Here is a 467-nt window from a genome sequence, read left to right as displayed (position 1 = left end):
AACCACGAGTTCGACAACCCAATCGACGTACTGATGAAACAGAAAGAGTGGGCGAACTTCCCCATGCTTTCTGCCAACATCTACGACAAAAAAACGGGTGAGCGGATGTTCCAGGCTTACCAAATGTTCAACAAACAAGGCATCAAAATTGCGGTTATCGGTCTGACGACCGAAGATACGGCAAAACTGGGCAACCCTGAGTTTATCGGTGGCATCGATTTCCGTGATCCGAAAGAAGAAGCGAAAAAGCTGATTGCGGAGCTACAAGAGACGGAAAAACCGGATCTGATCTTTGCCGTGACGCACATGGGTCACTACGAAGATGGCAATCGCGGCATCAACGCGCCGGGCGATGTTGCTCTTGCACGATACCTTTAGGAGGGTGATTCGGATATGAATATGGGCCATACGTTAGAAGAGGCAGTGTGTAAAGGAGCACCGAATGTGGTGGTGAAGTGATATAATTG

General features: G+C 48.8%; 1 pseudogene. It reads left to right on the top strand.

The window, feature by feature from the left end:
• Positions 1 to 456: pseudogene (gene ushA, locus UF05_RS16990) on the top strand (bifunctional UDP-sugar hydrolase/5'-nucleotidase); the annotation flags it as partial.
• Between the last annotated feature and the right edge of the window lie 11 nt (positions 457 to 467).

This window comes from Vibrio sp. S457-15 (assembly GCF_000960545.1).
GTDB classification, from domain to species: Bacteria; Pseudomonadota; Gammaproteobacteria; order Enterobacterales; family Vibrionaceae; genus Vibrio; species Vibrio parahaemolyticus.
This window is presented reverse-complemented; position numbering and strand designations above follow the sequence as displayed.